The 20,968-nt window shown below is 66.8% G+C and carries 20 protein-coding genes and 1 tRNA gene; 18 read left to right on the top strand and 3 right to left on the bottom strand.

The window, feature by feature from the left end; all coding sequences use genetic code 11:
- Nucleotides 1-116: 116 nt before the first annotated feature.
- Nucleotides 117-3,677, bottom strand: a complete 3,561-nt coding sequence (dnaE, locus tag ACFSCW_RS14400; protein ID WP_380890630.1) for a DNA polymerase III subunit alpha — start codon at nucleotides 3,675-3,677, stop codon at nucleotides 117-119.
- Between the two features lie 84 nt (nucleotides 3,678-3,761).
- Here dnaE and ACFSCW_RS14395 point away from each other — a divergent pair, with 84 nt between their 5' ends.
- From ACFSCW_RS14395 to ACFSCW_RS14385, 3 genes are all read left to right on the top strand, one after another.
- Nucleotides 3,762-5,183 carry an MFS transporter gene (locus tag ACFSCW_RS14395; protein WP_380890628.1) on the top strand — a complete coding sequence of 474 codons (1,422 nt, stop codon included), beginning with the start codon at nucleotides 3,762-3,764 and terminating at the stop codon, nucleotides 5,181-5,183.
- A 97-nt stretch (nucleotides 5,184-5,280) separates the two neighbouring features.
- Nucleotides 5,281-6,588 carry an alkaline phosphatase D family protein gene (locus tag ACFSCW_RS14390; protein WP_380890625.1) on the top strand — a complete coding sequence of 436 codons (1,308 nt, stop codon included), beginning with the start codon at nucleotides 5,281-5,283 and terminating at the stop codon, nucleotides 6,586-6,588.
- Entirely contained in the window at nucleotides 6,546-7,337 is a 792-nt protein-coding gene (locus ACFSCW_RS14385; protein WP_380890623.1) for an alkaline phosphatase D family protein, read from the top strand. Before ACFSCW_RS14390 ends, ACFSCW_RS14385 begins: the two co-directional genes overlap by 43 nt.
- Before the next feature lie 71 nt (nucleotides 7,338-7,408).
- Here the strand turns inward: ACFSCW_RS14385 and ACFSCW_RS14380 are convergent.
- Together ACFSCW_RS14380 and ACFSCW_RS14375 are read right to left on the bottom strand one after the other, a co-directional pair.
- A tRNA-Pro gene (locus tag ACFSCW_RS14380) sits at nucleotides 7,409-7,485 on the bottom strand.
- Nucleotides 7,486-7,552: 67 nt separating this feature from the next.
- Complete coding sequence (locus ACFSCW_RS14375) at nucleotides 7,553-7,861, bottom strand: putative quinol monooxygenase (protein WP_380890621.1); 309 nt, start codon at nucleotides 7,859-7,861, stop codon at nucleotides 7,553-7,555.
- 345 nt (nucleotides 7,862-8,206) lie between these two features.
- Here ACFSCW_RS14375 and ACFSCW_RS14370 point away from each other — a divergent pair, with 345 nt between their 5' ends.
- The 15 genes from ACFSCW_RS14370 to argB all read left to right on the top strand — a co-directional run bounded on the left by ACFSCW_RS14370 (nucleotide 8,207) and on the right by argB (nucleotide 20,940).
- The gene (locus tag ACFSCW_RS14370) at nucleotides 8,207-9,457 is read left to right on the top strand and encodes a lipoprotein-releasing ABC transporter permease subunit (protein ID WP_380890619.1); all 1,251 of its coding nucleotides are present in this window, start codon (nucleotides 8,207-8,209) and stop codon (nucleotides 9,455-9,457) included.
- A 147-nt stretch (nucleotides 9,458-9,604) separates the two neighbouring features.
- Complete coding sequence (locus ACFSCW_RS14365) at nucleotides 9,605-10,273, top strand: ABC transporter ATP-binding protein (RefSeq protein WP_380890617.1); 669 nt, start codon at nucleotides 9,605-9,607, stop codon at nucleotides 10,271-10,273.
- 34 nt (nucleotides 10,274-10,307) lie between these two features.
- Complete coding sequence (locus ACFSCW_RS14360) at nucleotides 10,308-11,231, top strand: lysozyme inhibitor LprI family protein (protein ID WP_380890616.1); 924 nt, start codon at nucleotides 10,308-10,310, stop codon at nucleotides 11,229-11,231.
- A 66-nt stretch (nucleotides 11,232-11,297) separates the two neighbouring features.
- Entirely contained in the window at nucleotides 11,298-11,777 is a 480-nt protein-coding gene (locus tag ACFSCW_RS14355; RefSeq protein ID WP_380891279.1) for a glutathione peroxidase, read from the top strand.
- An 80-nt stretch (nucleotides 11,778-11,857) separates the two neighbouring features.
- Nucleotides 11,858-14,017 (top strand): family 1 glycosylhydrolase, encoded by a 2,160-nt coding sequence (locus ACFSCW_RS14350; protein ID WP_380890615.1) that lies wholly within the window; start codon nucleotides 11,858-11,860, stop codon nucleotides 14,015-14,017.
- Nucleotides 14,018-14,067: 50 nt separating this feature from the next.
- Nucleotides 14,068-14,256 carry a hypothetical protein gene (locus tag ACFSCW_RS14345; RefSeq protein ID WP_380890612.1) on the top strand — a complete coding sequence of 63 codons (189 nt, stop codon included), beginning with the start codon at nucleotides 14,068-14,070 and terminating at the stop codon, nucleotides 14,254-14,256.
- Nucleotides 14,257-14,260: 4 nt separating this feature from the next.
- A complete protein-coding gene (locus ACFSCW_RS14340) occupies nucleotides 14,261-14,722 on the top strand; it encodes a helix-turn-helix transcriptional regulator (protein WP_380890611.1) in 462 nt (153 codons plus the stop codon).
- Nucleotides 14,723-14,756: 34 nt separating this feature from the next.
- On the top strand, nucleotides 14,757-15,113 hold the full coding sequence (locus tag ACFSCW_RS14335; protein ID WP_380890608.1) for a hypothetical protein: 357 nt from the start codon (nucleotides 14,757-14,759) through the stop codon (nucleotides 15,111-15,113).
- Nucleotides 15,114-15,128: 15 nt separating this feature from the next.
- Nucleotides 15,129-15,578 (top strand): hypothetical protein, encoded by a 450-nt coding sequence (locus ACFSCW_RS14330; RefSeq protein ID WP_380890606.1) that lies wholly within the window; start codon nucleotides 15,129-15,131, stop codon nucleotides 15,576-15,578.
- On the top strand, nucleotides 15,562-15,945 hold the full coding sequence (locus tag ACFSCW_RS14325; protein WP_380890605.1) for a hypothetical protein: 384 nt from the start codon (nucleotides 15,562-15,564) through the stop codon (nucleotides 15,943-15,945). The genes ACFSCW_RS14330 and ACFSCW_RS14325 overlap by 17 nt, the downstream gene beginning before the upstream one ends.
- Nucleotides 15,946-16,031: 86 nt before the next feature.
- Nucleotides 16,032-18,089: a TonB-dependent receptor gene (locus ACFSCW_RS14320; protein WP_380890602.1), complete on the top strand. Its 2,058-nt coding sequence runs from the start codon at nucleotides 16,032-16,034 to the stop codon at nucleotides 18,087-18,089.
- Nucleotides 18,090-18,162: 73 nt separating this feature from the next.
- Entirely contained in the window at nucleotides 18,163-18,702 is a 540-nt protein-coding gene (locus ACFSCW_RS14315; protein ID WP_380890600.1) for a glycoside hydrolase family 108 protein, read from the top strand.
- 50 nt (nucleotides 18,703-18,752) lie between these two features.
- Nucleotides 18,753-19,166 carry a holin family protein gene (locus ACFSCW_RS14310; RefSeq protein ID WP_380890598.1) on the top strand — a complete coding sequence of 138 codons (414 nt, stop codon included), beginning with the start codon at nucleotides 18,753-18,755 and terminating at the stop codon, nucleotides 19,164-19,166.
- A gap of 185 nt (nucleotides 19,167-19,351) precedes the next feature.
- The gene (locus ACFSCW_RS14305; protein WP_380890595.1) at nucleotides 19,352-20,038 is read left to right on the top strand and encodes a queuosine precursor transporter; all 687 of its coding nucleotides are present in this window, start codon (nucleotides 19,352-19,354) and stop codon (nucleotides 20,036-20,038) included.
- 11 nt (nucleotides 20,039-20,049) lie between these two features.
- Nucleotides 20,050-20,940 (top strand): acetylglutamate kinase, encoded by an 891-nt coding sequence (argB, locus tag ACFSCW_RS14300; RefSeq protein WP_380891276.1) that lies wholly within the window; start codon nucleotides 20,050-20,052, stop codon nucleotides 20,938-20,940.
- Nucleotides 20,941-20,968: the final 28 nt, after the last annotated feature.

Below are 20,968 nucleotides of genomic sequence, written 5' to 3'. Positions count from 1 at the left end.
GGAGAGGGTGGCGGAGCGAAGCAAGGCCGGGAGAGGGGCAGAGTCGCGGCACGCAGGGTGACGGCCCCTCTCCCTGGCCGCTATGCGGCCGTCCGTCTCCCCAGCGGGGAGAGGGTTTAACCCACCAGGGCCAGTCTCGGCAGCTCCGCCGCCTTCAGCGACACGCGCACCACACCGGGCAGCCGCTCGATGCGTGCGGAAAGTTCCGCGTCGAGACGGAAGTCGCGGCCGAGGCGGACATCGGCTTCGCCCGCCGCGGTCTTCGCGATCAACCGCAATTCGCCGCGGCCGCCGCGCGCCGGATCGACCAGGGCTCTTAGCGCCGCAACCGCGCCGGCATCATTCAGCTCGACTTCGCACACCAGCCGCGTGTTCGTCGAAAGGCCTTCGAACGGGCGGATGCCGCGGATCGTGACGCGTGGCGTTTCCTCGCCGGCGCGCTTGTCGAGCTCGACCGACAGCAGCCCGCAATCGCCGGCGCGCGCTGCATCCTCCAGGTCCTTCGCCGCAACATCGTCGAAGCAGCTCGCGATGAACTGGCCTGAAGAGTCCGAACAGGTCGCGAGGAGATAACGCCGGCCCTTAGCGGACGTGCGCCAGCGCACATCCTCGACCAGTCCCGCCATCGTCCCGGGCACGCGCTCCTCGCCGATATTGGCGCTGCACAGCGCACCATAGGTCTTGGCGCCATGCGCATCGGCGAGATGGCGGTAGCGGTCGATCGGGTGAGCGGAGAAATAGAAGCCGAACGCTTCCTTTTCCTGCGCCATGCGCTCGGCGAGCGACCAGTGCGCGCTGGGCGGCACCTTGACCGTCGGACCGCTCGCTTCCGCCATGCCGAACAGGCCGCCCTGCCCGCTCGTCCGCTGGTCCTCCGCCCGCGCGGCGACCGCGAGCATCGTCTCGGCGACCGCGAACACCCCCGCCCGCTCCGGCTCGACCGAATCGAACGCGCCCGATCCGGCCAGGCTTTCCATCTGGCGACGGTTCAGGAGCTTGGGGTCCACACGGTGCGCGAAATCGTCGAGGCTCTTGAACGGACCATTGGCACGCTCCGCGACCAGCAGTTCCATCGCCCGCTCGCCGACATTCTTGAGCGCGCCGAGCGCGTAGCGGACGGCCAGCCCCTCGCCTGCCGTCTGCACCGCGAACTCCGCCTCGGACGCGTTCACATCCGGCGCCAGCACGGCGACGTCCAGCCGGCGCATGTCGTCCACGAACACGCAAAGCTTATCGGTCTGCGCCATATCGAAGCACATCGAGGCGGCGTAGAATTCGTGCGGATAGTGCGCCTTCAGCCAGGCAGTCTGATAGGCGAGCAGCGCATAGGCGGCGGCGTGCGACTTGTTGAAGCCGTAGCCGGCGAATTTGTCGATCAAGTCGAACAGCTCATTGGCCTTGTCGGCCGGGATGCCGTTCACCTTTTCGCAGCCCTCGACAAAGATCGCGCGCTGCGCGTCCATCTCCGCCTTGATCTTCTTGCCCATCGCGCGGCGCAGCAGGTCGGCGCCGCCAAGGCTGTAGCCGGCGAGCACCTGCGCCGCCTGCATCACCTGTTCCTGATAGACGAAGATGCCGTAGGTTTCGGCAAGAATGGTTTCGAGCAGCGGATGCGGATAAGCGACTTCGGCCCGCCCGTTCTTGCGGTCGCCGAACAGCGGGATGTTGTCCATCGGGCCGGGGCGATAGAGCGAGACGAGCGCGATGATGTCGCCGAAATTGGTCGGCTTCACCGCCGCCAGCGTGCGGCGCATGCCTTCCGATTCCAACTGGAACACGCCGACCGTTTCGCCGCGCTGGAGCAGGGCATAGACCGCCTCGTCATCCCATTCGAGCGCGTCGAGATCGACCGTAATGCCGCGCTTGGCGAGCATTTCGACGGCCTTCTTCAGCACCGACAGCGTCTTGAGGCCCAGGAAGTCGAACTTCACGAGCCCCGCGCCTTCGACATATTTCATGTCGAACTGGGTGACCGGCATGTCCGAACGCGGGTCGCGATACATCGGAATCAGCTCGGCCAACGGGCGGTCGCCGATCACGACGCCCGCCGCGTGGGTCGAGCTGTGGCGCGGAAAGCCTTCCAGCTTCATCGCCAGATCGAGCAGCCGCTTGACCTCGCGGTCGTTCTTGTACTCGGCGGCCAGCTCGGACACGCCGTTGATCGCGCGTTCCAGCGTCCAGGGATCGGTCGGGTGGTTGGGGACAAGCTTGGCCAGCCGGTCGACCTGGCCATAGCTCATCTGCAGCACGCGACCGGTGTCTTTCAGCACCGCGCGCGCCTTCAGCCGCCCGAACGTGATGATCTGGGCGACCTGATCGCGGCCGTATTTGCCCTGGACGTAGCGGATGACCTTGTCGCGATGGGTTTCGCAGAAGTCGATGTCGAAATCCGGCATCGACACGCGTTCCGGGTTCAGGAAGCGTTCGAACAGCAGGCCGAGCTTGATCGGGTCGAGATCGGTGATGGTGAGCGCCCACGCGACCACCGAACCCGCGCCCGAACCGCGGCCCGGCCCGACCGGAATGTCGTTCGCCTTCGCCCACTTGATGAAGTCGGCGACGATCAGGAAATAGCCCGGAAAGCCCATCTGGATGATGACATCGAGCTCGAACTCCAGGCGCGTGAAATATTCAGGGTATTTCTGCCGTAGAGCGTCCATGCCGAGCGAAGTCGAGGCACGCACTTCCCCTTGGACCGAATCGGTGCGTTCCTCGACTTCGCTCGGGATGGACGGGTTGGAGTGGGCCTCGATCTTCCGCAGCCGCTGAATCAGTCCCGCCCGCGCATCCTCGCGCAGCTTCGCCGCTTCGCCTTCGCGGTCGCCGGCGAGGCTGGGGAGGATCGGCTTGCGCTTGGGCGCCGCGACCGCGCAGCGCTGGGCGACGACGACGGTGTTGGCGAGCGCTTCGGGCAGGTCGGCGAACAGCTCCTGCATTTCAGGGAGCGGCTTCAGCCATGCGTCGGGCGAGCTTTTGCGGCGGTCGTCGCTATCGAGATAGGCGCTGTCGGCGATACACAACATTGCGTCGTGCGCGGCATGGAAATGCGCGTCGCCGAAGCTGGCCGGATTGGTCGCGACCAATGGCAGCTCGTGCGCATAGGCGAGGTCGATCAGGTGCTTTTCGGCACGCGCCTCGGTCTCGTTCATGCGGCGCGACAGCTCGATATAGAGGCAGCCGGGGAACAGCCGCTCCAGCCGATCGACATAGTCGATCGCCGCCGCCGCCTGCTCCTCGGCGAACAGCCGGGCGAGCGCGCCTTCCGCCCCTGCCGTCAGGCACAGCAGGCCATCGGTCTTCCCCGCAAGCGCTTCGATCGGCACATGCGGGTCCTGCTCGATCGGCCGGTCAAGGTGCGCCGCCGACACCAGCTCGCACAGATTGCGGTACCCGGTCTCGTCCTGCGCATAGAGCGCGAGCCAGTCGAGCGCGGGCGGCACATCGCCACGCACCGGCCGCGCGACGCACAGCAAGGTGCCGATCACCGGCTGAATACCCGCCTTCATCGCCGCTTCGGAGAACGCCATTGCGGCGTAGAGCCCGTTGCGGTCGGTCAGCGCCGCCGCCGGAAAGCCGTGGCGTTTCGCGAGCTTGACGATGTCCTTGGGATCGATCGCGCCTTCCAGCATCGTGTAAGCGGAAAAGATGCGGAGAGGCACGAACGGCGCGTGAGGCATGGCCCCTGTATGGGGAGCGCGTCCGATTCGGGGAAGGCTGGGAGGGCGGTTATCCCCGCTTTCTATCCATGCTAAGCGCCCGGCATGGCGCAGGCGATCCCGGCCCCGTGCGAGAAAGCCCAAGCCGAGGGCCGGCAGGGCGTCGAGACGCCGCATGCAACGGCCGTTCTTACCGCCACGATCTTCGCGTCCAGCCTCGCCTTTGTCGACGGATCGGTGGTCAACGTCGCGCTGCCGACCATGGGGCGAAGCCTGGGCGCCGGAGCGGCCGCGATGCAATGGGTGGTGAATGCCTATTTGCTGCCGCTGTCCGCCCTGTTGCTGCTGGGCGGCGCGGCGGGGGACCGGTTCGGCCGGCGGCGGATGTTCCTGGCCGGCGTCGCGGTTTTCGCCGCGGCCTCGACCCTGTGCGCCGTGGCGCAGAGCCTCGGCTGGCTGATCGCCGGGCGCGTGATCCAGGGTGCGAGCTCGGCGCTGCTGATGCCCAACAGCCTCGCGATCCTCGGCTCCTCATTCGAAGGCGATGCGCGCGGCCGGGCAATCGGAACCTGGGCGGCGGCCGGCGCAGCGGCAGGCGCGATCGGGCCGCTCGTCGGCGGGGCGCTGGTCGACTGGGTGAGCTGGCGCGCTATCTTCCTCATCAATCTGCCGCTCGCCGCCGGCGCGCTCTGGCTCGGCGCTCGGTATGTGCCCGATAAGCGGAACGGCGACACCGGCGCGCTCGACTGGCTCGGCGCCGGCCTCGCGACGGCGGGACTGGCCGGGCTGACCTGGGGACTGACTGTGCTTTCCGGCCATCTGAAGGTCGCGGGCGGCGTTCCAGTGATCGCGGGCGGCCTCGTGGCGCTCGGCTTGTTCGTGGCAGTCGAACGCAAGCGCAAGAACAGGGCGATGATGCCGCTCGCCCTGTTCGCAACCTCCAGCTTCATCGGCCTGTCGATCCTGACCCTGCTGCTCTACGGCGCGCTCGGGGGCCTGTTCGTGGTGGTGCCGTTCATGCTGATCGAGGCGGGGCATTATTCGGCGACGCAGGCCGGCGCTGCGTTGCTGCCGCTCCCCATTCTCCTCGCAACGGCATCGCGGTTCATGGGGCAAGTGGCGACGCGGATCGGTCCGCGCTGGCCGCTCACCATCGGGCCATTGATCGTCGCGGCGGGTTTCGCGCTCGGCAGCCGAATGGACCCGGCGGCGAGCTACTGGACCAGCATCCTGCCGCCGCTGCTGATCATCGCGATCGGCATGGCGGGCGCCGTCGCGCCGCTGACGACGGCGGTGATGGCGTCGGTCGATTCGCAGCATGTCGGCACGGCGAACGGCGCCAACAGCGCGCTCGCCCGGACCGGCGGCCTGCTCGCGACCGCATTGCTGGGTGCGGTGCTCAGCCAGAGCGGTGACGCGTTGGTCAAAGCGGCAAGCATCGCAAGCTTGGTGGCCGCCGCAATGGCGGCTGGGGCCGGGATCGCGGCGCTGATTCTCCTCGAGGGGCAGCGCCTGAAGGCGCGCTAGGCCTGTTTCATCAGGCAAATACCTTGCGAGACGCCGTCTCGAACCGCTTGACGTTCGTTCGCCGGCGCGGGACGAAACGAAAAAGGAAGGGGCGGTAATGAACCGGCGCGATTTCCTGGCAAGTGCAGCCGCGTTCGGCGCGGTTGCGATTTGGGCGAGGCCTTCACGGGCAGCAGCATCGCGCGTCGCCTGGCGTGAGGATCGCGCGGCCTATCCGCAAGGCGTCGCGTCTGGCGACCCCGACGATCGCAGCGTGATCCTGTGGACACGGCGCCCCTTTGAGGCCGGGGCGCGTCATGACCTGACGCTCGAAGTTTCACGCGATGCCGACTTCAGCAGCGTGATCGCGAGCACCCGCGTGCCCGTGCTGGCTGCGGCGGACTGGACGTGCCGCGCGTTGGTCGGCGGCTTAGCGCCGGCGACAGTTTATTGGTACCGATTCACGGACGATGAGGGCCGCGGCAGCCGTGTCGGCCGGACCATCACTGCGCCCAGCGCCAGCGATCCGCGCCCGGTGCGCTTCGCCTTCGTCTCGTGCCAGAGCGTCAACGAGGGGGCGCAGAACGCGTATCGGCGAATGATCTGGGAAGACGAGCGCGCCTCCGCCGACCAGCGGCTCGCCTTCGTGCTCCACCTGGGCGACTTCATCTATGAGGTCGTCGAATACCCCAACGAAGTGCCGCACCGTTACGCGCGCACGGTCTATGACCTTGGCCGTGTGCCGGACGCGCGGAAAGTGGCCAACTTCCACGTGCCCACCAACCTCGCCGGCTATCGGCACGTCTATCGCGCTCATATCGACGATCCCGATATCCAGGATGCCCGCGCGCATTTTCCGTTCGTGTGCATCGGCGACAACCACGAATTTTCGTGGCGGGGCTGGCAGAGCTTCATCAAATATCCCGGCAGCAAGGTCGAGCCCGCCCAGCCGCTGCGAGTCGCCGCCAACCAGGCGTGGTGGGAATATATCCCATCGCGCGTTCGCAAGGCGTCGGGCGCCGGGCTGGAGCAGTTCCGGCCGCCCGCGGTGGCAAAGGCGCCGATCGAGACGTTCGACGATCACGGCTTCGGCACCGAGCCCAACAACCGCGCGGCGGTCGGCAGCATGACTGCCTATCGCGCGATGCGGTACGGTAAGCACGTCGATCTGATCCTGACCGACCATCACAGCTACAAGGCGGCGGACCCGACGGATCGGGCCGAAGCGGCGGCGCTCGATTCGGGAGAATATCCAGTCCTGCCGCAAGAATGGATGGAGATCGTCGACGGCGGCAGGGACTATTTAGGCGGCAAGCCCCGGCGACGATCGCGATCGGCGACAAGACCATCCCCAATTTTCGCAAGGATGAGCCCGCTTTCACAGTGCTTGGCCGCGAGCAGAAGGCATGGCTCAAGGATCGGCTGATCAAGTCGACCGCGACCTGGAAGATTTGGGGGGTGACCAACGGCCCGCTCGACATGCGCACCGATCCGCAGAACCTGCCCGCCGGGCTGGCCAAGACTCCATGGATGGGCAAGGATTACGGCACGTTCGGCAGCGGCGATTTCAGCGGCGCGTTCGCCGAGCGCGCAGAAATCTATGACACCGTTCGCGATCACAAGATCCCGGGGTTCGTCACTGTCTCGGGCGATCGTCACAGCTTCTGGGCGGGCTATGCCGCGCCGCGCTTGCCGCCCGACGGGTTCCATCCGGTGGGCTTGAGCTTCATCACCGGTTCTATTTCGGCACCCGGCCTCGGCGAGGCCGCGGAATATATGAAGCCGTCCCCGATGCTGCCGCTGTTCGTCCGCAAGACAGCGGGGGCCGCGCCCGAACACACCATCAACCTGACCATCAAGCGGGGCGTGCGCGCGGCGCTGGAATACGCATCGAGCGGCGACATCGCGCGAGCACGCGCGCTGACCAATCCCGACGTTGCCCCCCATCTCGCGTTCGTCGACATGGCGGGGCACGGCTATACGGTGGTCAGCGCCGGACCGGGTGCGATCGAGACAGAGTTCGTCTGCATCGCCCGCCCGATCGCGCGTGCCACCACGCCGGACGGAGGCCCGTTGCGCTACCGCGTCTCGCATCGGGCGATGATGTGGCAGCCGGGCGGAGCGCCAACGCTCGAACAGCGAGTCAAAGAAGGTAACGTCGACTTGTCGACCTAACCTGTGAACCCGGCTGATCGGGTCTCAAGGAATGCCCATTCCGGGCCAGGCATTCATCGACAAGCCAATGTTGGTCGGGGCGACTGGATTCGAACCAGCGACCCCCACACCCCCAGTGTGATGCGCTACCAGGCTGCGCTACGCCCCGACCGTGGGTCCCATCGCTGGGTGCCCGGAGGCGGCGACTTATGTCCGAAGCCCCGCGAAGGCAAGCATTACCCGCCGAGCAGAGTGCGGCTGTGCTCGGCGGACCAGGCGTCAACCTTGATCGACAGCACGGTCGCGGCGCGGAATGCGGCATTGAAGACCGCCATGTGCGGCGCCTTGAAGTGCCTCTCCAGCGCCTCCTGGCTTTCCCATTTCTCGATGATTCGCATGACGTCCGGGTCCAACACGTCGGCGGAGTAGCTGTATTCGAGGCAACCCGGCTCCGCGCGGCTGGCCTCGACCTGCGCGCGCATCGCGTCTTTCAGCCGCTCCAGCTCGCCGGCCGCGAGTCGCGCCTGGCCTTCGACGATGATCATCGGACCCTCCCCAGCCCCAAAATGACGAATGCCCGGATCGTTTCCGACCCGGGCACCCGCGTGACGTTGCCGTCAGCCCCCTTGATAAAGCATCCTCTCAACGCCTGGGCCTGCTCCCCTTCAAGAGGCCCTGCGGAGCGTTTGCTCTCCCCGAACCACGGCCATTTCAACAGCCTGCGCTTCAGAAGCCCGGAAGCTAAGTCAGCTTTCCGAAAGAGTCATGCACGTTTATCCTGCATTCATGTAAATTGCGCGAACCTGTGGCTTCCGCGCAACACGCCGCAGTTGCGGTGCTCTCTGCAGCACCCTAGACGAGCGGCTTCTTTCATTCCGGTTCCGAGAAAAATGATCCTGTCGCGCTACGAGCGGATGATCGCCAGACGCTATCTGCTGCCCGGCAAGGGCGAAGCGTTCATCGCGCTGGTTGCCTCAATCAGCCTGGTCGCGGTGGCGCTGGGCGTCGCCGCCCTCGTCATCGTGATGAGCGTGATGAACGGCTTCCGCGCCGAGCTGTTCGACAAGGTTGTCGGGCTGAACGGCCATGCGGTGATCCAGGGCTATGGCGGGCGGCTGACCGGCTGGCGCGACGTGCTGGAGGAAGCGCGCAAGACCCCGGGCGTGACCGAAGCGACGCCGCTCATCGAGCAGCCGCTGATGGCGACACTTGAAGGCCGGGTCGAAGGCGTGCTCGCGCGCGGCATGCGGGTCGAGGACATCCGCGACAATCCGGTGCTGAAAGGCAAGGTGCTGGACGGCAGCCTCAAGGAACTGGTGCCCGGCAGCGGCAATGTCGCAATCGGCTCGCGGCTGGCCGACATGCTCGGGGCGCGCGTCGGCAGCTCGATCAGCCTGTTGAGCCCCGACGGCCAGACGACGCCATTCGGCACCGTGCCGCGCATCGTCAGCTACCGGGTGGCGGCGATCTTCGAGGTCGGCGTCTATGATTACGACAAGGCGTTCGTGATCATGCCGATCGAGGACGCGCAGACCTTGCTGATGCTGGGCGACGCCGTCGGCATGATCACGGTGCAGACCACCGATCCGGACCGCGTGTCCGAAATCCTCCATCCGCTGGTGAACAAGGTCGGCACGCAAGGAATGGTGACCGACTGGCGGCAGATGAACGCCTCGCTGTTCGAGGCGCTGCAGGTGGAACGCGTTGCAATGTTCGTGGTGCTGTCGATCATCGTGCTGGTCGCCGTGTTCAACATCCTGTCGTCGCTCATCATGCTGGTGCGAGCCAAGACCCGCGACATTGCAATCCTGCGCACGATGGGTGCGACCCGCGCGGGGCTGATCAAGGTGTTCGTGACGATCGGCACGACGATCGGCGCGCTCGGCATCGTCGCAGGACTGATCCTGGGCGCGATCTTCCTCTTCTACCGGCAGGGTGTCGTGAACGTTGTGCAATATGTGACAGGTCAGAATCTGTGGGACCCGTCGATCCGCTTCCTGACCGAGCTGCCCGCCAAGACCGATCCGTTCGAAGTGACCGCGATCGTGATCATGGCGCTGGTGCTGAGCTTCCTCGCCACGCTCTACCCGGCCTTCAAGGCCGCGAGCACCGACCCAGTTCAGGTGCTCCGCTATGAGTGAGGGAAGCTTCATCCTCCCCGGCACGGGGAGGGGGACCAGCCGCAGGCTGGTGGAGGGGGCCCGTCTTCCCGCCCCCTCCGACTCGGGCCCCCTCCACCACGCCGCTTCGCGTCGCGGTTCCCCTCCCCGTTCCGGGGAGGATTTGTGATGGACGTCCTCTCCACCGCCGGCCTCACCCGCTCCTTCACCCAGGGCGGGCAGACGATCGAGGTGCTGCGCGGCGTCGACCTGACCGTTGCGCCCGGCGAGATCGTCGCGCTGCTGGGGCCGAGCGGTTCCGGCAAGTCGACGTTGCTGCAGGCGGTGGGCCTGCTGGAGGGAGGCTTTGGCGGCTCGATCCGGATCGCTGGAGAGGAAGTGTCGAAGGTCGATAGCGACCGGCGCACGCAGGTGCGTCGCGACCGGATCGGCTTCGTTTACCAATTCCATCATTTGCTGCCCGACTTCAGCGCCGAAGAAAATGTCGTGCTGCCGCAGTTGATCCGCGATGCCGAGCCGGCCGAGGCACGGGCGCGGGCCGAGGCGCTGCTCGGCGCGCTTGGCCTCGGGCACCGCTTGTCCCACCGGCCAAGCCAGCTTTCGGGCGGCGAACAGCAGCGTGTCGCCGTCGCGCGCGCGCTCGCCAATCGGCCGGCGCTGGTGCTCGCCGACGAGCCCACGGGCAATCTCGACGAGGCGACCGCCGACGTGGTCTTCGAGGAATTTCTGCGGCTGGTCCGCGGCGAAGGCTCGGCCGCGCTTGTCGCCACCCACAATGAACGGCTGGCGATGCGGATGGACCGGGTGCTGCGGCTGCACGAAGGGCGGCTCGAATAGCGGAAAGGTTGGGCCGCATGCGCGTTGGCGGCGCATGCGCATTCCTGGCTACACTCTCCTGATCGCCGCGGCGCTCGCCGCTCCTGCCTGCAAGAAACTCGAGCCGCAGGCCACGAAGGAAGCGAAGGCTCAGCAGGCGGAGGCGCATGACAAACGCATCAAGCAGGCTTGCGCCAGCCAGGCCAGCTACGAACGGCTAAAAGCGCTGGCGTTCGAAAAGGCGAAGGACGTGCACCGCGGAGACACCGCATTGCTCGATCGGCTCGCCGCGACCACGGTGGTCCGCATGGAAAATCCGGTGGTGAAGAGCCGCGACGAGGCGCTGAACGTCACTGTGTGCAAGGGCCGAATGGTGATCGAGCTGCCGCCGGGCGCCGAAGATGCTTTCAACGGCGAGCACCGGCTCACCGCCGAGGTGGAATATGCGGCCCAGGCTGCTGCCGACGGCAGCGGCCTCGTCTACAGTCTCGATGGGGCGGAGCCGATCATCTACCGGCTCGCAGCCATGGATTTGAAGGGCGGAGCGCAAGCTGCGAGCGCTACGCCCGCGCCCGTGCCCGCGATCGAAACGGCGCAAGCCTCCCCGGCTCCCGCGCTGCCTTCGGCCGACGCGGCGCCGCCGCCCCGTCCTTCGCCGCCGGTCCAGCCTCGCCGCACGGCTGCGCCTGCCGAGCCGCCCAGGCCGGCAATGGCTCGGCCAAGCTTTAATTGCCGCTACGCCCGTTCGCGCTCCGAACAGATGATCTGCGCCGATGAGCGGCTTGCGGCCCGCGACCGGGCGATGGCGTCGCTCTACTACCGTGCCATCGCCAGCGGCGACCCGGAAACGCGCGCGATCTTGCGAGACTCCCGCGACGAATTCCTGCAACGCCGCGAGCGGTGCGGCAGCCCGGGCTGCGTGGCAGCGGTATACGACGACCGGATGGACGAGATCGACCGTATCGCATCGGGCGAATGACTTGACGCGCCGCCGCAACCGGCGTCCAAATCTCCGGTGACGGGTGTTCGCGATACGGGGAAGAACATGGCGACGGCACTGGATTACGACGTCAAGACGCCGAACGGGGGAAGCGAACCGCTCGCGGAGCACAAGGGCAAGGTGCTGCTCGTCGTGAACGTCGCGAGCAAATGCGGGTTCACGCCGCAATATGCGGGCCTCGAGGCGCTCTATCGCAAATACAAGGACCGGGGCTTCGAGGTGCTTGGCTTCCCCTGCAACCAATTTGGTGCGCAGGAGCCGGGCAATGCCGAGGAAATCGCGTCCTTCTGCTCGCTGACCTACGACGTGACTTTTCCAGTATTCGCCAAGATCGACGTCAATGGACCGACCGCCGATCCTTTGTACGAGCATCTCAAGAAGGCTGCGCCCGGACTGATGGGCTCGACCTCGATCAAGTGGAACTTCACGAAGTTCCTGATCGACCGCGCGGGAAATGTGGTTCGTCGCTACGCACCACAGACGAAGCCCGAGGAAATCGAACGCGACATTGAGGCGTTACTGTAAGTCACTGACCTAGATCAATTTGCGTCGAATCCCGACTTTCCGCGTTATGAGCGCGGGATCAACGACGACAAGGTGAGCTCATGGAGCTTTGGGGCGGCCATGAATGCACCGTCAACCGCGTGGCCGATCGCTATTGCGACCAGAGCCAGCTGACGGGGCACGACGACCGTATCGAGGACCTTCGGCTTTTCGCGTCGCTGGGCGTGAAGGCGCTGCGTTATCCGGTGCTCTGGGAACGGGCCGGACCCGACCGGCCGGGCGAATATGATTTTAGCTGGAGCGACGTCCGGCTTGAGGAAATCCGCCGGCTCGGCATGCGGCCGATCGTCGGATTGCTGCATCACGGCAGCGGCCCGGCGTTCACCAGCCTGGTCGATCCGGACATGCCGCGGCTGTTCGCCGACTACGCCGCCGCCGTCGCCGAGCGTTATCCCTGGGTCGCGGATTGGACGCCGGTCAACGAGCCGCTGACCACCGCGCGCTTCGCCGGGCTCTATGGCCATTGGTATCCGCACGCCGCCGAGGAAAGCGCATTCCTGACAGCGCTCGTCACGCAGATCGAGGCTGTGATCGCCGCGATGAAGGCGATCCGGCGCGTGAATCCGAACGCGCGGCTGGTGCAGACCGACGATCTTGGCGACACCTATGCGACGCCCGAACTCGCGCACGTTGCCGAGCACTACAACCACCGCCGCTGGCTCGGCTTCGACCTGCTGACCGGCCAGGTGGACGAGAGCCATTATTTCTGGCGCGCGATCGAGGGCGCCGGCCTGGCCGACCGCGTGCGCGTGATGGGCGCCGATCCGTGTCCGCCCGACATCATCGGCGTCAATCACTACGTCACCAGCGACCGGTTTCTCGATCACCGGCTGGACCTATATCCGGACCACCGCGCGCCGGCGTGCGGTTTCCACGACTTCACTGCGACGCGAGTGATGGACCCCGCGCCGCCCGGTCTGGAGTCGGTGCTCCGCCAGGCCTGGGGTCGCTACGGCCTGCCGCTGGCGGTGACCGAATGCCATCTCGGCTGCACACGCGAGGAGCAGATGCGCTGGCTGCTCGAAAGCTGGCGGACCTGCGAACGGCTTGGCGATGAGGGCGTCGACGTCCGGGCGCTGACCGCCTGGGCGCTGCTCGGCAATTACGACTGGTGCAGCCTGATCACGGTGCCCGCCAACCATTATGAAGGCGGGCCGTTCGACGTCCGCTCCGGCATGCCGCGCCCGACATCACTTACCAAGGTGCTGAAGGCGTTCGGCGGCGATCGGCAAGCGCAAGACTGGGTGGAAGCGCACCCAGCCCTCGGCCGCGCCGGTTGGTGGCGGCGCGACATCCGGCTGGAACACGCGCCATATATCTGGACCGAAAGGGCCGAAGTGCAGGAACAATCCGGATCGCCGATCCTGATCACAGGCGCCAGCGGAACGCTGGGCCAGGCGCTGGCGGGCGCATGCCGGCTGCGCGGGCTCGACTATGTGCTGACCGACCGCACAGCCTGCGCGATCGATGATCCACGATCGATCGCTGCCGCGCTCGACACGCACAAACCCTGGGCCGTGATCAACGCTGCCGGCTGGGTGCGCGTGGACGATGCCGAAGCGGAGCGCGATGCCTGCTTTCGCGCCAACACCGAAGGCGCTGCGCTGCTGGCCAGAGCGTGCGCCGAGCGCGGACTGCGCTACACCGTCTTTTCCTCCGACCTGGTGTTCGACGGCGCCAAGGCCGATGCCTATCTGGAGGACGACGCGCCCAAGCCGCTCAACGTCTATGGCGCGAGCAAGGCGGCGGCGGAGGAGCGCGTGCTGGCGGCGTTGCCCGACGCGCTGGTGGTGCGCACCGCGGCATTCTTCTCGCCGTTCGATGCCTATAACTTCGCGATCTGGATCGAGCGCGAACTGCGCGGCGGCCGGCCGGTGCATGCGGCGGAAGGCTTCGTCATCACGCCGACCTTCGTACCCGACCTCGTCCATTCCAGCCTCGACCTGCTGATCGACGAGGAAAAAGGCGTCTGGCATCTGACCAACCAGGAGCCGGTGAGCTGGTTCGACTTCGGCCGCCGCGTCGCCGAGACGCTGGATCTCGACACGCGGCTGGTCCGGCCTGGGCGGCCCGACGAGCTGGGCTGGCGCGCGAAACGGCCGGCTTACGTGCCGCTGGGATCGAAGCATGGCCGGCTGCTGCCGAAGCTCGACGACGCATTGGCGCGGCATCGGGAGCGGAGGAAAGCGGAAGCGGCCTGAACTCGGATCGGTCGTTGCCGCCGCTTGCCGAACGGGTCATAGTGCGCGCAATGGGCACCGAAATTGCGCGCAGTCCGATCGATCGCGGCGACATCGCCGCGGAGCGTCGCCGCGCCATCGGTTTAATTGTCAACGCGCTGGAAATATTGGACCGCGTGCATCCGACGGCGGCGGCGACCTTGTCGATGGCGCTGAACCAGCTCGGCGAACGGGCGCCGCCCTTGCCGTCGGACGATTAAGTCCATGAAACCTAACGGAATCGAGTCGATAACCGAAGGGCAGAAAGAGTGCCTGCGGCTCGTCTATCAGCACCGCCAGTCGAAAGAGATTGCGCGGATGCTGGGCATATCCAAGGCCTCGGTGGACCAGCGGATCGACGGCGCCCGGGCCAAGCTCGGCAATGTCAGCCGGGTCGAGGCCGCCCGCATGCTCGCCGCCGCGGAAGGGACGCCGATACCCGATCCGATCGCATATGATCCGATCCCGGTGGCGTTCGAGCCGACAAGCATAGAGAGACCGTCGCCGATCGGGGCGAGCGCTGGCCTCTCGGGCTTTCTGCCCTGGCCAACGCGGGATCACCCGGAAAACGATCTCGGCTGGTTCCAGCGCGTCGTGGCCATCTGTCTGGTCGCATTGCTCGGCCTGCTGTGCGTCGCTCTCCTCGTCTCGATCATGAACGGCATCGGCGGCCTCGTGCGCCGCTGACGCTCCGATCGACAAGGATGGGGGAGCACAGCAGATGTTGAACAAACGCAAGGAAGTGGTCGGCGCGGTCGTTTCACGACTGAAGCCTGCCGAGGAAAACTTGGACCTGGCGCTCGCCTCGCTGGCTGGCCTGAACGCATCGCTGCCGGCGGCCCGCGCGCAATCGGGCCTCGCGCTGTCGGTCGGGCACGAGGCGCTCGCGGCCTTTTCGGAAGCGCAGAGCCTGCTGGTGCGCGCCCGCGGCAAGGTGATCGAGGGTCACCGTCTTCTGGAAGAGACTCGCCGGGCATTCCGCTTCCCGGAAGTGGCCAATGGCGGATTGGGCGACAAGGACCCGAACTCGGTCTTCCCGGTTCCGACCGGCGGGCATCTGACCGTCGTCTCGGGATAGCCGACCGCCGCCCGGATGCCGCACATCGTCTATGAAGCCCTGCGCCTGCTGTATCTCGCCACGCTGATCGGCGCGTGCAGCTATGCATTCTGGCGCGGCGGCGAGGACGAGCGGATCGGCGCCGGCATCCAGCTCGCCTCCTCTCTCGCCAGCCTGCCAGCGGCATGGCTGGCGGGGAGGTCGGGCTGGCAAGCGGGGCATCTGCCGCTGCTCGCGGTCGACCTGCTGACGCTGGTCGCCTTTGTCTGGCTGGCGATGCGGAGCAGGAAATTCTGGCCGCTCTGGGTCGCCGGTTTCCATCTGAACGCAGTGCTGACTCACCTGGCCAAGCTGCTGGCCCCGACGGCTCTGCCCGCCGGCTATGCGCTGGTGCAGGGCTTCTGGGCCTATCCGCTGATGGCCGCCCTGATCGTCGGCACGCGCAACCAGTCACGAATGAGACACCGCCATGCACAAGCAGTCTGAAGGGAAACGGACCGAAGACGACCTGCTCGCCTGCGCGATCGTGCTGCGCGCGGAGCGCCGGATGCGGCAGAGCCTGCTCGGCGCCGAGCTGTTCGCCGACCCCGCATGGGACATAATGCTCGATCTCTTCATTGCCGAATGCCGCGGCGTGTCGCTGTTGGAGACCGCATTGTGCGGCGTGTTGCCCGATGCCGGCACCGGCCTGCGCTCGCTCGTGGCGCTGGAGGCGAACGGACATGTAACGCGGTCGGCGGCCGACGGTCCCCAAGGTTCGGTGCAGCTCAGCGAGCAGGGCCGGCAGACCGTCCGCCGCCATCTCCTCGCGGTGATCGGGTATCGCGAAACAAGAGAGCGGATCGCCGCCTAGCCACTTTCTCGGCCTCCGGTCGCAACGCCCTCTTGCGAAGGTCGCGCACTGGTTTCACGGGGGCAATGATGTCCTCGCGTATCCCCATGCGTTCGCTCGTGCTCGCCTTGCTGGCCGGCACCTCCTCGACGGCATTCGCGGCGGAGGAGTCCGGCCCGGACATCGTGGTGACGGGCGCCGGTCTGCCCGCCCGGCCCGGCGACATCGCCTTCGCCACCGCGGTGATCGACCGCGCCCGCATCGAGGCCAACGCCAGCGACCGGCTTGAAAGCGTGCTGTCCGACGTCGCCGGCCTGCAGCAATTCCGCCGCTCCGATTCGCGCTCCGCCAACCCGACCAGCCAGGGCATCAGCCTGCGCGGGATCGGCGGCAACGCGTCCAGCCGGGCGCTGCTGATCCTGGACGGCGTGCCGCAGAGCGATCCGTTCGGCGGCTGGGTGGCCTTCCCGGCCTATGCGACGGATCGGCTCGGCGCGATTCGCGTCACGCGCGGCGGCGGCAGTGGCTATTTCGGCCCGGGCGCGCTCGCCGGCACGGTCGAGCTGGAGAGCGCGGCGCCGGGGCAGCTGGCGCCGCTCGCCGCCAGCCTTGCCTATGGCAGCCGCGATTCGGTCGACGCCCAGGCATCGGCGACGCTGGTGCGCGGCCCCGGCTTCGCGACTTTCTCCGCCGCCTATGCGCGGGGCGACGGCTTCATCCCCACCGTGCGCGAGAGCCGCGGGCCGGTCGACCGGCCGGCGCCCTATGAACAGGCCTCGGGCGCGTTCCGCGGCGTTGTCGGCATCGCGCCGGACTCCGAGCTACAGGCCAATGTCAGTGCCTTCACCGATCGCCGGGAGCGCGGAACCGTGTTCAGCGGCAATGGCAGCGACGGCGCGGACGCGAGCCTGAGGCTGGTCGGGCGCGGCCGCTGGGGCTGGTCCGCCCTCGCCTATCTCCAGACCCGCGCCTTTTCCTCCAGCTTCGTGAGCATCAACGCCGCGCGCTCCACGGCGACGCAGACGCTCGACCAATACAACACGCCCGCGACCGGCCTCGGCGCGCGGATCGAAGTCGCGCCGCCATTGGGCCAAGGCATCGATCTTCGCCTCGGCGCCGACACCCGCGACGTGAGCGGGCACACCGAGGAGCTGTTCACCTATGTGAACGCCCGCCCCACCCGCATCCGCAAGGCCGGCGGCGAGAGTCGGACGACCGGCATCTTCGCCGACGGCAGCGCCGATCTCGGCGCGTTCAAGCTTTCATTGGGCGGCCGGCTCGACTGGTGGCGGATCGCAAACGGCTCGCTGGTCGAGCGGACGATCGCGACCGGCGCCACGCTGACAAACAGCATCTTCCCGAACCGCAGCGGCACCGAGGCGACCGGCCGCGCGGGTCTCGCCTGGACGCCGACCGGATGGTTGACGGTGCGCGGTGCGGGCTATCGCGGCTGGCGGCTGCCGACGCTGAACGAGCTCTACCGGCCGTTCCGGGTTGGCGCCGATGCGACTGCCGCCAACGCCGCGCTGTCGCCCGAACGGCTGACCGGCGCGGATGGCGGCGTGACGCTCGCGCCTGCCGCGAACATATCGCTGAGCGCGACCGTCTTCTGGAACCGGCTCGACGATGCCATCGCGAACGTCACGGCCGGCATGGGGCCCGGCAATTTCCCAGGCGTGGGCTTTGTCGCCGCCGGCGGCGTTTATCGCGTGCGCCAGAATCTCGACGCGATCCGATCGACCGGCATCGAATTGGACGCGTCCTGGACCGGCGGTCCCTTCTCCGCCCGCGCGTCCTGGTCGCACGTGGATGCGCGCGTGGAAGCGAGCGGCGCGGCGGCCGGGCTCGACGGCCTGCGCCCCGCCCAGACGCCGCGCGACCAGGTCTCCGGAACGCTCGCCTGGCGCCAGCGCGGCTTCGCGCTTTCGACGACGCTCCGCTACACCGCGCGGCAGTTCGACGACGACCAGAACACGCGCACCCTGAAACCGGCGACCACGCTCGACGCCTATGCCGCCGTTCCGATCACGAAGGCGCTTTCGGTCGAGGCGCGGGGCGAGAATTTATTCGATGAGCGGGTCGAGGCCGGGATCAGCGGCGCGAATATCGTCGAGCGGGCGACGCCGCGCACGCTCTGGATCGGGCTGCGCTATCGCGGCGGCTGAGCCGATAATAATCCTGTCCTACATATAACCGATTTGGTTATGCCTCCGAGTCGCACCACTCGGAGGACAAGCAATGGACATCGACACGCTGATCGACGAGCTGATCGATCGCGAAGGCGGCTTTACCGATCATCCGGCCGATCGTGGCGGACCGACCATGTTCGGTATCACGGAGAAAGTGGCGCGTGCGCATGGCTATGCGGGCGCGATGCGCGACCTGCCCCGCGCGACTGCCCGCACGATCTATGACCGCATCTATTGGAAGCGGCCGCGCTTCAGCGATGTGGCCGAGCGCGCGCCGCAAATCGCGGCAGAGCTGTTCGACACCGGTGCTAACATGGGGCCGCGCGTGGCCACATCGTTCCTGCAGCGCGCGCTGAATGCGCTCAACCGCGGCGCACGCGATTATGCCGACATCGCGGTCGATGGCCGCATCGGACCGGCGACGCTCGCCGCGCTGGACGGCTTTCTGAAGCGCCGCGGCCCGGCAGGCGAAACGGTGCTGCTGAAGGCGCTCGAGGCGCTGCAGGGCGAGCGTTACCTACGCCTCGCCGAAAGCCGCCCGGCCAACGAAGCCTTTCTCTACGGCTGGCTCGCGAACCGGATTGGATAAGCTTTCACCAACTCAATTTCCTCAACTTCGTCTCAATTTCGGAGATCGACATGGCCCTTTTCGAAGCTCTGATCGGCCCCCTTGCCGGGCTGATCGACAAGATCATTCCCGACCCCAAGGCGCGCGACGCCGCTAAGCTGGAGCTGCTGAAGCTGCAGGGCGCGCAGGATCTGCAGACGCTGCAGACCCAGCTCTCAGCAATCGTCGCGGAAGCGCAATCGACCGATCCCTGGACCAGCCGGGCGCGGCCGAGCTTCCTTTATGTGATGTACGCGTTGCTGCTCTGGGCGATCCCGATGGGCCTGATCGCCGCCGCCGCGCCGGACATGGCGACGCACATCGCCGCCGGCATGACCGCGTACCTGAACGGCATCCCCGAACCGCTCTACGCGCTCTTCGGCACCGGCTATCTCGGCTACACCGTGGCGCGGTCATGGGGGAAAGCGAAGGGCGTGGAGAAGTGATGGAAAGCCCCTCTCCCGCCAGCGGGAGAGGGCGACTCGCGCCTGCGGGCGCGAGCGGGGTGAGGGTATTGTGGTACAGCGCCAATCCCTCACCTTCCCACCGCGACGCGGCGGGCCCCTCCCTCTCCCGCGAGCGGGAGAGGGGCAAAGCTTGACCGCCCTCGCAAACTCTCTAACCCGCCACCATGCTCGAACCCACCGCGCAGCCGCGCGCGATTCCGCCGTCGCTCTTCGCATTCTCGATCTTCTATGGCGGCATGGTCTGCATCGCGGGCGTGCTCGGCAACAAGCAGGTGGCGCTGGGGCCGCTGGCGATAGAAGCCGGGATTTTCGCGTTCCTACTGCTCGTCGTCACATCGAGCGCGATTGCAGAGCTGCACGGGCGTCATGTCGCCAATCTATTGGTGCAAATTGGATTCGTGCCGCTCGTGACGTCACTGCTGTTAACACTTGTAGTGCTCGCGGCGCCGGCCTCTCCGGATATGTCTCCGGATCGATTGGCTGCGTTCGAACTCATGATGGGCGGCAAGCCCTCTTCTTGGTTCCAAGAATTTGCGTCCGGAACTCCGCGTATCTGGATTGCCGGTATCGTCGCCTATGGCGTGTCGCAGACGCTCAATGTCACGATCTTTTCTTGGCTGAAGGGCCGGGAGAGTGCGCGTCTGCTGTGGTTCCGGGCAGGCTTGTCGAGCGTCCTCAGCCAGATCGTCGACACGCTGCTGTTCGTAACGATCGCCTTTTTTGGAACCTTTCCGATCGGCAAATTGCTGCTCGGCCAGATGCTGGCCAAGGTCATCCTGTCGGCGCTGCTGGTGCCGGCGCTGATCTATGTGTTTGTCGCGATCGGCCGCCGCCTCGACGGAAAGGCATGAGATTCAATCATATGACCGATGCTGCCACCCTGATCTCCCGCGCCGAAATCCTGATCGAAGCGCTGCCCTATATGCAGCGCTATGCCGGCCAGACCTTCGTGGTGAAATATGGCGGGCACGCGATGGGCGACCCGTCCGTCGCAGCGAGCTTTGCCGAGGATATCGTGCTGCTGAAGGCGGTCGGCATCAACCCCGTCGTGGTCCACGGCGGCGGCCCGCAGATCGGCTCGATGCTGAAGAAGCTGGGCGTGCAGTCCGAATTCGTCGACGGACTGCGCGTCACCGACGAGCAGACGGCCGACATCGCCGAGATGGTCCTGTCCGGCGCGATCAACAAGGAACTGGTCGCGGCGATCGGCCAGGCGGGCGGACGCGCGGTCGGCATTTCGGGCAAGGACGGCGGCCTCGTCCGCGCGCAGAAGCTCGAACATTATGTCTATAACGCCGATCAGGACGAGGAGACGCTGGTCGATCTCGGCTTTGTCGGCGTGCCGGTGGCGGTCGATTCGAAGCTGATCGAGCATATCGAGGCAGCGGGCATGATCCCGGTGATCGCGCCGATCGGGCTGGGGCCGAACGGCGAGACCTACAACATCAACGCCGACACCATGGCCGGCTCGATCGCGGCGGCGCTGAACGCCGCGCGCCTGTTCCTGCTGACAGACGTCGCCGGCGTGCTGGACAAGCAGGGCGAACTGCTGACCGACCTCCGCCCTGCCGACATCGCGCGGCTGCGCGAGGACGGCACGATCAAGGGCGGCATGATCCCGAAGCTGGAAACCTGCCTGCACGCCGTCGGCCAGGGCGTCGATGCGGCGGTGATCCTTGACGGTCGCGTCCCGCATGCGGTGCTGCTCGAAATCTTCACCAAGGCGGGCGTCGGCACGCTGGTCAGAGTCTGAGGCTGGCAACACACCTCCGCATCCGCTA

Source organism: Sphingomonas tabacisoli (assembly GCF_042678385.1).
Taxonomy (GTDB): domain Bacteria; phylum Pseudomonadota; class Alphaproteobacteria; order Sphingomonadales; family Sphingomonadaceae; genus Sphingomonas_B; species Sphingomonas_B tabacisoli.
The sequence above is the reverse complement of the archived record's forward strand: the minus strand, read 5'-3'. Positions and strand labels throughout refer to the sequence as shown.

Bases quoted from the DNA above. Each gene is read 5' to 3' on its own strand.
- dnaE (WP_380890630.1), bottom strand. From the start codon at position 3,677: ATGCCTCACGCGCCGTTCGTGCCTCTCCGCATCTTTTCCGCTTACACG.
- ACFSCW_RS14395 (WP_380890628.1), top strand. From the start codon at position 3,762: ATGGCGCAGGCGATCCCGGCCCCGTGCGAGAAAGCCCAAGCCGAGGGC.
- ACFSCW_RS14390 (WP_380890625.1), top strand. From the start codon at position 5,281: ATGAACCGGCGCGATTTCCTGGCAAGTGCAGCCGCGTTCGGCGCGGTT.
- ACFSCW_RS14375 (WP_380890621.1), bottom strand. From the start codon at position 7,861: ATGATCATCGTCGAAGGCCAGGCGCGACTCGCGGCCGGCGAGCTGGAG.
- ACFSCW_RS14370 (WP_380890619.1), top strand. From the start codon at position 8,207: ATGATCCTGTCGCGCTACGAGCGGATGATCGCCAGACGCTATCTGCTG.
- ACFSCW_RS14365 (WP_380890617.1), top strand. From the start codon at position 9,605: ATGGACGTCCTCTCCACCGCCGGCCTCACCCGCTCCTTCACCCAGGGC.
- ACFSCW_RS14360 (WP_380890616.1), top strand. From the start codon at position 10,308: ATGCGCATTCCTGGCTACACTCTCCTGATCGCCGCGGCGCTCGCCGCT.
- ACFSCW_RS14355 (WP_380891279.1), top strand. From the start codon at position 11,298: ATGGCGACGGCACTGGATTACGACGTCAAGACGCCGAACGGGGGAAGC.
- ACFSCW_RS14350 (WP_380890615.1), top strand. From the start codon at position 11,858: ATGGAGCTTTGGGGCGGCCATGAATGCACCGTCAACCGCGTGGCCGAT.
- ACFSCW_RS14345 (WP_380890612.1), top strand. From the start codon at position 14,068: ATGGGCACCGAAATTGCGCGCAGTCCGATCGATCGCGGCGACATCGCC.
- ACFSCW_RS14340 (WP_380890611.1), top strand. From the start codon at position 14,261: ATGAAACCTAACGGAATCGAGTCGATAACCGAAGGGCAGAAAGAGTGC.
- ACFSCW_RS14335 (WP_380890608.1), top strand. From the start codon at position 14,757: ATGTTGAACAAACGCAAGGAAGTGGTCGGCGCGGTCGTTTCACGACTG.
- ACFSCW_RS14330 (WP_380890606.1), top strand. From the start codon at position 15,129: ATGCCGCACATCGTCTATGAAGCCCTGCGCCTGCTGTATCTCGCCACG.
- ACFSCW_RS14325 (WP_380890605.1), top strand. From the start codon at position 15,562: ATGCACAAGCAGTCTGAAGGGAAACGGACCGAAGACGACCTGCTCGCC.
- ACFSCW_RS14320 (WP_380890602.1), top strand. From the start codon at position 16,032: ATGCGTTCGCTCGTGCTCGCCTTGCTGGCCGGCACCTCCTCGACGGCA.
- ACFSCW_RS14315 (WP_380890600.1), top strand. From the start codon at position 18,163: ATGGACATCGACACGCTGATCGACGAGCTGATCGATCGCGAAGGCGGC.
- ACFSCW_RS14310 (WP_380890598.1), top strand. From the start codon at position 18,753: ATGGCCCTTTTCGAAGCTCTGATCGGCCCCCTTGCCGGGCTGATCGAC.
- ACFSCW_RS14305 (WP_380890595.1), top strand. From the start codon at position 19,352: ATGCTCGAACCCACCGCGCAGCCGCGCGCGATTCCGCCGTCGCTCTTC.
- argB (WP_380891276.1), top strand. From the start codon at position 20,050: ATGACCGATGCTGCCACCCTGATCTCCCGCGCCGAAATCCTGATCGAA.